This is a genomic window from Nostoc sp. GT001, from assembly GCF_030382115.1.
In the GTDB taxonomy this organism is placed as follows: domain Bacteria; phylum Cyanobacteriota; class Cyanobacteriia; order Cyanobacteriales; family Nostocaceae; genus Nostoc.
Genome location: NZ_JAUDRJ010000003.1, coordinates 2,313,056 through 2,325,293, shown reverse-complemented (window position 1 = coordinate 2,325,293; position 12,238 = coordinate 2,313,056). Strand labels below are relative to the sequence as shown.

At 41.0% G+C, this 12,238-nt stretch carries 7 protein-coding genes; 3 read left to right on the top strand and 4 right to left on the bottom strand.

All coding sequences use genetic code 11. From position 1 onward, the window contains the following. The first annotated feature begins 124 nt into the window (after positions 1-124). On the top strand, positions 125-1,597 hold the full coding sequence (locus QUD05_RS12790; RefSeq protein ID WP_289796381.1) for a TldD/PmbA family protein: 1,473 nt from the start codon (positions 125-127) through the stop codon (positions 1,595-1,597). A gap of 209 nt (positions 1,598-1,806) precedes the next feature. Further along, a complete protein-coding gene (locus QUD05_RS12785) occupies positions 1,807-3,147 on the top strand; it encodes a TldD/PmbA family protein (RefSeq protein WP_289796380.1) in 1,341 nt (446 codons plus the stop codon). A 70-nt stretch (positions 3,148-3,217) separates the two neighbouring features. On the opposite strand, the gene QUD05_RS12780 is transcribed toward QUD05_RS12785, so the two are convergent. The 4 genes from QUD05_RS12780 to QUD05_RS12765 form a co-directional block, all read right to left on the bottom strand. Beyond that, complete coding sequence (locus QUD05_RS12780; protein ID WP_289796379.1) at positions 3,218-3,658, bottom strand: pentapeptide repeat-containing protein; 441 nt, start codon at positions 3,656-3,658, stop codon at positions 3,218-3,220. Positions 3,659-3,829: 171 nt separating this feature from the next. After that, positions 3,830-4,843, bottom strand: a complete 1,014-nt coding sequence (locus QUD05_RS12775; protein ID WP_289796378.1) for an aspartate carbamoyltransferase catalytic subunit — start codon at positions 4,841-4,843, stop codon at positions 3,830-3,832. A 161-nt stretch (positions 4,844-5,004) separates the two neighbouring features. Beyond that, a complete protein-coding gene (mgtE, locus tag QUD05_RS12770; protein WP_289796377.1) occupies positions 5,005-6,357 on the bottom strand; it encodes a magnesium transporter in 1,353 nt (450 codons plus the stop codon). 436 nt (positions 6,358-6,793) lie between these two features. Further along, positions 6,794-7,915 (bottom strand): glycosyltransferase, encoded by a 1,122-nt coding sequence (locus QUD05_RS12765; protein ID WP_289796376.1) that lies wholly within the window; start codon positions 7,913-7,915, stop codon positions 6,794-6,796. 1,114 nt (positions 7,916-9,029) lie between these two features. Here QUD05_RS12765 and QUD05_RS12760 point away from each other — a divergent pair. Beyond that, the gene (locus tag QUD05_RS12760) at positions 9,030-12,236 is read left to right on the top strand and encodes a glycoside hydrolase family 15 protein (RefSeq protein ID WP_289796375.1); all 3,207 of its coding nucleotides are present in this window, start codon (positions 9,030-9,032) and stop codon (positions 12,234-12,236) included. Positions 12,237-12,238: the final 2 nt, after the last annotated feature.

Here is a 12,238-nt window from a genome sequence, read left to right as displayed (position 1 = left end):
TGTTAAAGGGGAGGGAAATCCACACGTTTTTCTAGCAACTGTGGCTTTTGCTCATTTGTTAGACTGAACAAACCAGGATTTTTTCAGTCAAATCTCTGAACTACGCCAGCAGACGAGGCTACCCATGCTTACAAGTACGCTACTTCTCTCGAATCAACTTCCCACTCTCCAATATTCCTCCACACCAGAGCGTTTCGATGAAACCTGGGAAGCCCCCCTGGCTACCCTTCTGGGACTAGGACGCGCCGCTGGTGCTGACTTCATCGAATTATTTTTAGAGCGTCGCAACTATATTAGTTCTCTTGCAGAAGATGACGCCATCACGAGTATTTCACCCAGTCTGTCTACAGGCGCGGGAGTCAGAGTATTTCGTGGTAAAGCTGACTGCTACGTTAGCACCAATGACCTTTCGTTTTCCGGTTTGAAAGCAGCCTTAGAAAAAGGTCTTTCTATCTTGGGATTGCAGCTACCCACTGCTAAGGCTTTCATCCCAGAAATCAACCTAGAATTACTCAGAGATTACGCCACCAAAAGAGGTAAAGATGCATGGCTACCAGTGTGTAGCTCCATCCGAGAAATGGGAGAAATTCTCCTAGATGGTACTGCCCACCTGAAGCAAAAAGCTAGCCATGTTCAATCGCGCCGTGCTACCTATTTCCGGGATTGGCAAGAAGTTTTAATCGCTGCTAGTGACGGGACTTTTGCCCGTGATATTCGCCTCACGCAATCAGTCGGATTTAACCTATTGTGTGCTGATGGTGCTAATCGTACCTCAATTGGCGATCGCGCGGGTAATACTAGTGATGCCAACTTCTTGAGAACTTGGGATTCTCAACAAGCCGCTGAGAAAATAGCAGAATCGGCTGGAAAAATGCTCTACGCAGATTACGTGGAATCAGGTACTTACCCGATTATTATGGCCAATCACTTTGGTGGGGTAATCTTCCACGAAGCTTGCGGACACTTGCTAGAAACCACTCAAATAGAACGTAATACCACTCCCTTTGCTGACAAAAAAGGCGAAAAAATTGCCCATGAAAGTTTGACAGCTTGGGATGAAGGGCGTTCTGAAAATGCCTTCGGAACAATTGACATGGATGACGAAGGTATGCCTGCTCAAAGAACCCTCTTAATTGAAAAAGGTGTTCTGAAAAACTTCTTGGCAGATAGAACAGGTTCCTCACGCACCGGACACCCCAGAACTGGAAGTGGACGCCGCCAAAATTATACCTATGCCGCTGCTAGCCGGATGCGTAATACTTATATTGATTCTGGCGAATATAGCAATGATGAATTATTTGCCTCTGTTGATAAAGGTATTTACTGTAAAAAGATGGGTGGTGGTAGCGTTGGTGCTACAGGTCAATTTAACTTTAGTGTTGATGAAGCTTATTTAATTGAAAATGGCAAAATCACCAAACCGTTAAAGGGAGCAATTCTCATCGGTGAAGCCAAGGAAATCATGAATAAAATTTCCATGTGTTCCCAAGATTTGGAAATTGCACCAGGTTTTTGTGGTTCCGTTAGTGGCAGTATTTACACCACAGTCGGACAACCCCATATCAAGGTTGATTCTATTACCGTAGGTGGACGATAAGAATTTTAGATTTTAGATTTTGGATTTTGGATTGTGAATGAGCAGGAGTTTAAGGCTAGAACAAAGCAGCTGGCGTTATGAGTTATTCGTCTAGTTGAGCAACTACCACAAACTAGAGTTGCAGTCGTAACATCCAAAATCCAAAATTTAATATCAAAAATGGAATCGCTTCCAATCCAAAATATGAAATCCAAAATCCAAAATAGACTATGCCGAATATAAATGAAATTGCAAATTCTGCCAAGGACAATGCTGATAAACTTGGCATTAAGAAATTCGACATTTATGGCTCAACAGTAGATGATACTAGCGTGCAAGTAGACCAAGGTGAGCCAAAACAAGTGAAAGCTTCAAACCGCTCTGGTGTTACTGTTCGTGTCTGGAATGAAGATAATACAATGGGTGTTACCAGCACCACAGATGTAGACCCCAAGGGACTAGAATTAGCTTTAAAAACTGCCTACGAAGCCAGTTTCTTTGGTGTTAAAGAAAATGTTCCTGATTTTAGTCCAGAGGCTACTACTCCGATTCCAAGTAAACCTCAAGATAAAGTACCCCAAGCACCTGTTGCTGAACTCATAGAAAAATTGTTGGTAGCTGAAAAAGAATTACTGGCAGCCCATCCAGCAATTAAAGGTGTACCTTATAACGGTTTATCGCAAAGAGATATTGACAGGTTTTATCTCAATAGCGATGGTGCAGTCAGAACTGAATCTCACTCTCTAGCATCAGTTTATCTTTATAGCAAAACTGAGGAAGATGGCAAAAAACCTCGCAGTGCAGGCGCTTATAGAATCAACCAACGTTTAGATAATCTAGATATTAATGGTTGCATCAAAGAAACCGCCGATAAAACTATCAGTCACTTGAATTATGAAAAAATCAAGACTGGTAAATATCGAGTTGTTTTCTCAGCAGAAGCTTTCTTAAGTCTGCTGGGTGCTTTTTCTAACTTGTTCAATGCCCAAAGTATTTTAGACAATCAAAGCCTATCTACCCCTGATGATTTAGGTAAGCAAATTGCTTCTCCTTTGATTTCAGTTTCCGATGATGCACTGCACCCAGCTAACGTTGGTGCGGAAACTTTTGATGGCGAAGGAACTCCCACTCGTCAAATTTCCCTGATTGAAAATGGCGTTTTAACAGGATTTCTTCATAGTGCTGGCACTGCTAAAAGGTTAAATGCCCAGCCAACGGGTAATGCTAGTATTGGTGCAAAAGTCAGCGTCAGTCCCAATTTTTATCACGTATTTTCAACAGCAACTCCTGAGCAAGAGTTTAGCTTAGACACTGCTGAAAATGTGATTTTTATCGATGATTTACAAGCTCTCCATGCTGGAGTTAAATCCTTGCAAGGTTCCTTTTCTTTGCCGTTTGATGGTTGGCTAGTTAATAAGGGTGTCAGGACGAGTATTGAGTCAGCAACAGTTGCTGGCGATTTCTTGGAACTCTTGAAGTCAATTATTTATGTAGAAAAAGAAGCAGAGTTAACGCCAGGTGGTGTTTGCCCGAAAATCTGGGTTAATGAACTATCGATTACTGGCGAATAAAAGTTAAAAAGTAGAGAGTTAGGAGTTAAGTTAAACTCTTAACTCATTACTTTTGTATAATGAGCGATCATTAATATTCACCACCTACGCTAATGTCAGTATTAAAGACATCAGCACCAGTTAAATCAATATTAGCCAAAACTGCGCCATTTACGTCAGTATTATATAAATGAGCATTACTCAAATCAACGTTGGTAAGATTAGCATTATTTAAGCTAGTACCGCTGACAAAAGCATCTGTAAGATTAGCAGACTTTAAATTAGCACCAGTTAAATCTGCACCTTCTAAGTTAGCACCTTCGAGATTAGCTCCTTTTAAATTTGCATTTCTTAAGTCAGCACCGATTAGATGAGCGCCTTTGAGGTTAGCTCCTGCTAGATTGCATCCCATACATTCTCTAGTTTCTAACAAGCGGCGGACAGGGGCGGAATTTTCTGCTTTGACGGGAATGGGAGCAGCTAAAGATAGCGTGCTGAGTAAGGCTGCTGCCGTCAAAAAAATTCGTTTCATAATTTACCTCGGACACTTCTAGAAGTCATGAAATTCTGATCTTCTACGATACCAGTGTGCCAAGATTAGAGAATTCTGTCCTCATGCGATCGGAAGAATAATAAATGCCATGAGATGAGATATTCTTCCGTAACTTAGTCCGATGGGAGTAAATTTCCAACTGAGATTATATTAAGCTTTGCCGCTACCTAACAAATACAGCAAGGCCATGCGAACGGCAACACCGCTGGTAACTTGTGATTGAATGAGACTAAATTCTGGATCATCCATCAATTCAGAACTAATTTCAACACCACGGTTGACTGGGCCTGGATGCAAAACTTTGACGTTCGGTTTACAAAGTTGCAGTTTTGTGCGTGTAATGCCAAACAGTTGATGATATTCTCGCAAACTTGGCAGTAAATGAGCTGTCATCCGTTCCTTTTGCAGACGTAAAGTCATGACAAAATCGGCATTCTGCAAAGCTGGTTCTAATTGCCAGTGTAGAAATAGTTGGGGATTGGGGGAATAATTTCTGCCTTCTACTTCCTCCGAGATAAACTCGGCAAATAATTTAGGTAAAAGGGTTGGTGGTGCTGCCAGATGAACTTCAGCACCACTAGCAATTAAACTCCAAATATTCGATCGCGCCACACGAGAATGGAGAATATCCCCAACAATGGCAATCTTTTTCCCCTTTAAAAGTTCCAGTCTGGGACTAGCTGGGTCAATTAGAGTAGTTATGGTAAATAAATCTAGCAGTGCTTGAGAAGGATGCTCGTGTTGACCATCACCAGCATTGAGGACGCTAACTCGTACACCTAGACGATCCATTTCAGATGCGATCGCATTTGGTACTCCTGCCTCTCGATGGCGGACTACCATAATATCAGTTCCCATTGCCAAATAGGTTTTCGCCGTGTCGAGAATTGTTTCTCCCTTAGTCATAGAAGATGTGGCGGCGGCGAAGTTTAGTGTATCTGCACTTAAGCGTTTCGCTGCAAGTTCAAAACTGCTGCGGGTGCGGGTAGACGATTCAAAAAATAAATTCGCCACCACCTGTCCCTGCAAGGTTGGTACTTTCTTTGTCCGCCGTGATAGCACCTCTTGAAAACTGGCCGCAGTTTGCAAAACTGTATCGTATTCAGTAGTAGTGAAGTCAGCTAGGGAAAGAATGTGATGACGATTCCAAGTTGTAGTAGGCATAGAATTTGGGGAGTGGAGACAAGGGGGACAAGGAGACAAGCGGGACAAGAAGACAAGGGGGACAAGGAGGACAAGGGGGAATTATTGAACAAGCCTCTCCCTTGTCTCCCCCCTCTTCTTGGTCTACCTTGTCTCTTCTCCATGCCCAATGCCCAATCCCTTTATGTTGGTAAATGCAAAACGTTTAAAGCTAGAGAAATTAGACTAAGGAACGTTAAAAATCCAATTGTATCTAGCATTGTAGTCACTAATGGGCCACTAACCAAGGCGGGGTCAAGCTTCAGTCGTTTCAAAGCCATTGGCAGTAAAGTGCCGAGTGTAACAGCCACAATTGTATTAGTTGCCATGACCATTCCGGCAATTAAAGCCACCCATCGCTCTTGGGGTCGCGCCCAAATTAAGGAAAGCAGTATCATGGTCGTGGCTAAAGCGAGAGCTGTACCTAAACCAGCTAGAAGTTCTTTGCGAAGAATTTTTAAGGTATCTTTGGGTGTTACTTCTCCCACTCCCAAGCCGCGAATTGTTACCGTTAATGATTGAATACCGACAGTACCACCAGTGTTAGAAAAAATTGGCATGATTACTGCTAGAACTGGTACTGCGGCAATTACAGATTGAAAAGGCGCGATCGCACTGGCTGCACCAATATACATGGCCATAATCCCCAACAGCCAAGGCAAGCGGTTGCGGATGGTTAACAGGGGAGAGGATAAAGCTGCTTCATCACCACTCACACCCCCCAGTTTTTGGATATCTTCTGTGGCTTCCTCTTCCAAAATATCCATGACATCATCAATGGTGACAATGCCCACCAATCGGTCTTCCCGATCAACTACGGGGATAGCGATTAAGTCGTAGCGCTGCATAATTCGCGCCACTTCTTCTTGGGGAGTTTCAGTTCTCACTTTGATGACGCGATCGCTAGCAATATCCTTGATGAAAACATCGGGAAAGGTAAACAGCAATTGCCGTAGTGAAACTACTCTCACCAGCGTCCGGTTATCATCGGTGACGTAGGCGTAGTAAATCGATTCCTTGTCTTCGTCCTGACGGCGGATTTTGCTCAAAGCTTCGCCTACAGTCAATCCTTGCCGCAAGCGGACATATTCGGTTGTCATCACCCGCCCAGCAGTGCCTTCTGGATAGCCGAGAATTGTTGCTGTTGCTTGCCTTTGTTCTGGACTGAGTTCTTGCAATAGCCGTTTGATTACCCCAGCGGGTAGTTCATCAAATAATTCTGCCCGTTCATCGGGACTCATCGCTTCTACAAGTTGCACTACCTGGACATCATGTAGAGAATTAATTAGTTCTTCCTGCACCACTGTAGGCAAATATTCAAATACATCAATTGCCTGAGCTTTATTGAGTAAACGAAATGCGATCGCCCGTTGTTGTTCAGGCAATTGTGTAATGTAGTCTCCCACATCCACAGGTTGCAAGCGATTTAAATCCCATTTCAACTGGTTTAAATCGGTAGTATCAGTTAGCAAATCACGAATATCTTCTGTGAGCATGATATATATCTCCTAAGTCTCCCCCGCGCTGGGAGACTTCCTCACCACAGCTCAGAGGAGGTTGATACTGCCATCTTGTGGACTATTGCCCATAAAATTTCAACAATTCAATATCGATAGCTAAATCAAAGCATTGCTAGTCATCATCCTAACCCGGAATAGCGCTGTCCGGTAGATAGTGAGGAAATTTTATATCTTTAGTAGCTTTATATAAATTTTTAGCTTGCTACCTTGATTTTTTTGGCGGAATTATTCTGCGATCACAGTAAGTTTTGCTACTAATATAATCTGTGAGAGCTGGCGATCGCGAATAAATAACCATACGGATGGCTAAAAAAAGGGAGTTGTCTCCAAACAGGGCATTAAAAAACTTCTGCTCATTCACAAATGCTTGAGATTCAGTAATCTAAATTGAGATACTCTTACTTGAGTGTCGTTAACTGATTACTAAATCATAAATAGCTTCTAGCTTGGCAGTTTGCTTGCGGATATCAAAATTTTCGCAAATAAACTCTCGTCCTTTTTCACCCATACTTTTAGCTAAAGCTCGGTCAGACAAAAGAATATCTAATTTTTCTGCGAGAGCTTGATCGTCTTTTTCATCAACTAAAAAGCCAGTTTCTCCATCTAAAATAGCATCTGGGATAGCGCTATGCCAGGTAGAAGCTATTGGTAAACCAGAAGCGGCAGCTTCTAATATTGAAAGCGGTAAACCTTCGCTATCACCGTTTTTTGCTGTTTGACTGGGTAGAGAAAATATTTCTGCATTTCTCATGGTTTTTTGAATCACTTCATAAGGTTTTGCCCCCATAAAATTGACTCTATTACTAATACCAAGCTCATCTGCTAGAGTTTTGAATTTTTCAGTCATTGTGCCATTTCCAATTTGAATAACTGACACATCTGGATGCTTACTGGCAATCCGGGCAAAGGCTTTTAATAGGGTATCAATTCCTTTTTTTTCAGTATGTCTGCCTACACATAAAATATATCTTTCACCTTTTGATTCACTCGCTGGGGCAAATTTTTCTAAATCTATACCACTATTTAGTTTAATAATTTTATCTTCAGGATAACCATATTCAATCATTTTTTTATACAAGAAACTAGAAAAAGCAATAAATTTAGATGCTTTTTGTTTTAATTCTTCTTCATGCAAAAGAAATTGATAAAATGCTGGATTACCTGATAGCCACATGGCACGACGTGAAACTGTGATATCAAAACCGTAAAATGTAACGATGAAAGGAATATTTAATTTTTCTGCCAATCGCATTGCATAAATACCATCTGGCCCAAAATGTCCGTGAATTAATTTTAGATTTTTTAGTTCAGACTCTTTTCCAAACATATCTGGTGAAGCAGAAATTATATGAAATAGTTGCTTAATTTTCCATTGATCGTTATCACTAATAGCAATATTATCAAAAGGAATTTCTTCTAATAGTTTACAAGTAAGAAATAACGGTTTGTAAGTTTGTAAATTATGGGCTTGCTCTCCAATAAAGGTTTCTGATACTCTCGGATAAGCTCGACGATACATCCCAACTGTTTTCATTGTGTTACTCCTATTTAAGATTAATATTTCTCTTTGCAAAAAAAGGAACAAGATATTGGGTAAAAAACTTTTAAGTTCTTTATATAGTTATGCCCCTGGTTCTATCTGCTGCTATTTTGGATAAAATAGTAATTACCTGATTCATTCAGAACAGCAATAAAAATTGTTAGTTTTTTCAAGCTAATACTAGTCTAAATAAGTGCTTAAATTATTTATGTTAGTAAATGAAATAATAATTTTTTTGAACCTATCCTTTAGTAGATATCTTAGGGTGTAATAAAGCAAACTAGGATATTTATTATGTAAACAAACTGATTAATTTTTTATCACTTAGGAATTGACAGGAAAGCCAAAATAGCAACTATGCTTTTCAAGGCTTCTAGGTAGAGTTTTGCGATACGTGCGGTAAATGCTCGCCCACGCAACTAATAAAATATGGTTTGTAAAAGGCTGAACCGATGTCTAGATGTGAATGCACAAGATGATTTATTTGTAAAGTACACAAGCCCTATTTTTTATCAAACTTGATTGGGTTGAGGATAGCCTCCCTTTTTTGACTGCAATTATTTGCTGAATGTCCAACACAAACACATCAATCTTAAAACATATCTACATTAAAATTATATTTATTAAAATTTTTGCAAAAAAATGATTTAGTTTATACCAGCATAAGCATAACCTCGGAGTAGTGATTTAGTTTAGACTAGCATAAGCTCATCCTTCGGAGTGAGGCACTCTTGATTTTTTGACATCATCCCATCACTGATATTATGTCTGGCTAATTAGTTATAATTCCCGAATCTATGTACAAAGCCCAAAAAGCCCTCACCTCTGCGGTCTTAATGATAAGTCTTTAACCGGACACGATATGATTTATTACACCGAATCAATAGTAGATTCCCAAGACTACTCTTGAGAGTCACCTTTCTAAGACTCGACTTACTTGGAGGGATTTATTCCACCCACGCAGAGATCGATATTTCTAGATAAGATTAACGTTTCCGTATACCCTACGGTACGGAATCCTATCTCAATGTCCGATTCCCCATAGCCCAAGTGCAAGAAACCCACTCCTTTAAGGGGTTGAATTCTGCAAGTAGTTCTAAACCAAACCATGAAAACATCTACTAAATTGCTATCTCGCCTAGACTATTACTACCAGCAAATCAAAACGATTATCCTGACTCGTCAAAATCCAATTACGGGTTTACTACCTGCAAGCACAGCGATTACAGCCCACGGTGATTATACTGATGCGTGGGTGCGAGACAACGTTTACAGCATTTTGGCAGTTTGGGGTTTAGGACTTGCATACCGTAAGATTGACGACGACAAAGGACGCACTTATGAACTAGAACACAGTGTCATCAAACTGATGCGCGGCTTGTTGTTTGCGATGATGCGACAGGCTCATAAAGTCGAGACATTTAAACATACTCAGTCGCTACTAGATGGACTGCACGCCAAATATAATACCGCGACTGGTGACATTGTTGTTGGGGATAACGAATGGGGACATTTGCAACTTGATGCCACATCTATATTTTTGCTGATGTTGGCGCAAATGACGGCTGCGGGATTGCCAATAATTTATACAATTGATGAAGTTAATTTCGTCCAAAATTTAGTTTACTACATTGGACGAGCTTACCGCACGCCAGATTACGGCATTTGGGAACGCGGTAATAAAATTAATCGGGGAAATGCTGAATTAAATGCCAGTTCTGTAGGCATGGCAAAAGCTGCTTTAGAAGCTATCAATGGGCTGGATTTGTTTGGTGTGCGTGGTAGTCAAGCATCGGTAATTCATGTGCTACCAGATGAAATCGCCCGCGCCCGGATTACTTTAGAATCGCTATTACCGAGAGAATCTGGTTCTAAAGAAATTGATGCAGCGCTGTTGAGTATTATTAGTTATCCTGCCTTTGCAGTGGAAGATTTGGAGTTACGCGATCGCACCTTAAACGATATTATCAATAAACTCGCAGGTAAATACGGCTGCAAACGTTTTCTGCGTGATGGACACCAAACGGTTTTAGAAGATAGTCAGCGCTTACACTACGAACCGTGGGAACTCAAGCAATTTGAGCATATTGAATGCGAATGGCCGTTATTTTTCACTTATTTAGTTCTAGATGGATTATTTCGTAGCGAACAAGAACAAGTTAAAAAATACCAAGAGCTTTTAGAATCATTACTCATAGAACAAGATGGTTTGCGTTTATTGCCGGAACTTTATTATGTTCCAGCAGAAAATATAGAGGCAGAAAAGTTAGCACCTCAAACGCAACCACGTTTGCCCAATGAAAATATTCCTTTGGTATGGGCGCAGAGTTTATATTTCCTCAGTCAAATGTTGAGTGAAGGGTTATTGGCGGTTGGTGATATCGACCCTTTGGGAAGACATTTGTGTGTAGGAAAACAGCGCGAATCGTTGGTACAAATTGCTTTATTAGCAGAAGATGAAGATTTACAGACGAAACTAGAAGTTCACGGAATTGAAGCCCAAACACCTGCCCAAGTTGAACCGATTCAGGTGAGAAAAGCTGGAGAATTTTCAGCAATTTATACCCAAATTGGACGTAACAACAAACTTGGGTTAACTGGGCGGCCAGTGCGGCGGCTGCGGAGTTTAACAACATCTAGAATCTTTCGTATTAGTGGTGAAACAATTGTATTTTTGCCTTCCTTTTCAGACTCTCAGCAGTTTTATTTAACTCTTGATTACCATTTTTTGCTAGATCAAATTAGAAGCGAACTAGCTTACATTCAAAAGTATTGGAGCGATTTAGGGCGTCCTACTCTGACTTTAATGTTGACACACACCATGTTAGAAAGTGGTTCTGAAGCATTATTAGAACTGATGCAAGAACTGAAAGATGGTGTTTGTAATGGTGTACGGGTAAAATTAGGGCGGCTAAATCAGTTAATGTTGACAGCCGGAATCCAAAGAATTGATTTTCTACCCAATGCAGAATTCTCGCGATCGCCAGTGAAAAATGCTAGCCCACGTTGCTATTATCTAGCATATCATCCTGAGAAAAACTGGCGCTTAGGACATACCCAAGAATTTCAAATGGAGTATGAAACCAACTTTGGGTTATTACTTTCTTCTTTGCGCTCATCAGAGAACATCTACGAGCAAATTGAGTTATTGCAAACTTTAACTCGCTTACAGGGAATGGAATTTGATACAGGGTATGGCGGCCCAGGATATCCTGTCACTGTAGCCGATTTACTCGATGAAGTTTACACCAAAGCTGGAGATTTAGGCATTTGGGCAGTAGTGCGTCGGGCTGCGGGGTTGCGCCAAATGGTTGATATCAGCCTATCAGATGCAGTAACGAGTATTTTGGTGCGGGGTAAGCAAATTGCTGTGGGTAAAGCTTACAGCGAAGCGTCCTTAATTACCGTACCCATGTCTCACGATGAGATTGCCGATAAAATTAACCATTTTTGTCGTGAAGATATCCGCGATCGCGTCCTCACTCAAGAGATTTTAATCTATCTTGGTATCTTAATTCGCTCAGAACCTGAACTATTCCAAGGACTACTAACGCTGAGAGTCGGCTATCTTATCCTGTTAATAACCAGCGAACTAGCGCGGGAATTACACGTTACTCAAGATGAAGCTTACGATTACTTAATGCAACTTTCACCCTTTGAAGTGAAAATGCGTTTGCGTCAGGTATTAACTGGATATACTGGCATGAGTAACCTGTTACGTCAGCAAGAATCACTGCACGTCAAACAAAAAGAAAGTGATATTGCTTGGGTAGTGTTACCAGGAATCGCCGAAGGGATAGAAGTTCCGCCGGGTGGTTGGCGACGGTTTCGCCAAGCTGAAGGTGCGACGGGGCGCGTACCAAAAGAATTTTTTAAGCAAGTTTGGCTATTAATGCAGCATTGCAAAGGTTTAGTAATTGGCGATAAACTAGAGCGCCGCAATCGCTTAGATAGTGAGATAATGCTGTCGGAAATGACAGCCGGGGAAAGAAATTTTGCTCTGTTAGTTGAGCATTTGCTGAATAAAATCGAAGCTCCAGAATATCGGCAAGTTAATATTGAAGCATTAATCGAATTAGGAGCGATCGCGGCTAATAATCCCAAGCTGCAAATTGAAGAATATATTGTGTTGGATGTGTTGATTGGACACGCAGTGCGATTGGCGTGGTTAGAAAATCATAGTCAACGTAGCGATCGGTATGATGAGGATAAAGCGAGTGCGTGGCGATCGTTTTACAATACCTCTCCTAGAGATTGCGCTAGTTATATTTTGAAGGCGTTTAGGTTCTTGACTGAATTTGTGAAAGATTTTTAAAC